The organism is Arthrobacter sp. SPT-J7 (genome assembly GCF_059089965.1).
On record NZ_JBNHFF010000428.1, the window covers coordinates 1 to 1464 of the forward strand.

Below are 1464 nucleotides of genomic sequence, written 5' to 3' on the forward strand. Positions count from 1 at the left end.
GGACCTGTGGCAAATGCCACACTTCTGTCCCAGCACCCATACCCCATTCCGCAGAAACATCTGCGCCGGCAGCAACGCTGCTCACACAGTCTCCCTTAGTGCTTAAGACCGCATCTGGGGTCGCAGTTGTAGCCATTCTCACCCAGCGACGCCCGGCGTTGTCCACATACAGAAACTCTTTCAGCCAGCGCGGCGGACCGCTCACTAGCGTGGGATGAAAGGCCGTGAGGATCTGTACCGATGAAACTCCATTGCACGCTCGTCCGCAGCCCGGGGTCCGGGCAGCAGGAATCACCACTCGAACTAACCATCAATGCGCCCGACGGGACCACCGGCGAGGACGTTCATGCCCAACTGATCCAGAAGTTCGGCACAGGTCCGATCTCTATTCAGGGCAAAGACATCAAGTCCATGCGCGTGGGAACCGCCCCACTGGTGAACGGTGCCATCCTTGTGGATGGGGCTAGCCAGCGGAACACCCTGAAGGCTCGACGACGGATGCCTGGCGAAGACGCCCAACTCGCTCTGGCCGTCCACACCGGCGTCGGGGCGGGCACTGTCGTGCCCTTGCGGCGAGGCTCCTACACCATCGGCCGGAGCGGGACCCGCATCGTGATCCCCGACCCCGAACTTTCCCGCGAACACGCCCGACTCGTCGTCACCGAGACTGACATCGTGATCATTGACCTGGACAGCGCGAACGGCATCTACGTCAACGGTGAACGGGTCCGCAACGCCGGCGTCTCCACAGAGTCGAGCATCCGGTGCGGCAACACAACGATGTCGCTGGTTTTTCCGGACCTGGCTGGGAAAACGCTGCCCGACGCCGGGACTTCCACCCAGCAGCCCCTCACCGTCTCAGGCCGAACGGACACAGGCAACAGGGGGCTGCTCCTGTTGACGGCAGTTCTTCCCTTACTGATCGGGATAGGACTCGCCGTGATCACCGGGATGTGGATGTTCCTGGCCTTTGCCGCCGCCTCAGCAGTATCCGTCCTAGTCCCCCTCGCCTCAGGACGGCGGCAGCGCAACGACCTTATAAAAGCCGTCGCAGCCGCCGTGGCAGAAGACCGGGAACGACGACGACGGTCCGGCCCGTCCCTGGCACTCCTTGCGTTGGCCGTCAATCAAAACCAGTACACCACCGCTGTTTCCCCCGCCGAGGACGGGGTTTGGCTGCGGCTAGGGGAAGCTCCGCAGCTAGCCAATGTAAAAGTCGAGCCCGCCGCCTCATCGGTGAGCCTTCCCTGCCTGGACGCGGTTCCCGTGACCTTGGACCCGGCGATGTACACAACATTCCGCGGGTCAGACCACATGGCTGACGGCATCATTCGTTCCCTCCTAATGCAGTTGTCGGGCTACCCCAGGGGCCAGGGCACACGGATCGTCATTTACGGCGAAGCAGGGCGCCTTCCGTTGGCTGCCCGGTACTTGCCCGGCGTCACTCTCACCGCTTCTGCGGTC

The 1464-nt window shown here is 63.0% G+C and carries 1 protein-coding gene; it reads left to right on the plus strand.

The features are described from left to right. Positions 1-240 precede the first annotated feature (240 nt). Positions 241-1464, plus strand: a 1224-nt coding sequence (locus AC5RWX_RS33295) for an FHA domain-containing protein (RefSeq protein ID WP_494100427.1), incomplete at its 3' end; no start/stop codon positions are given.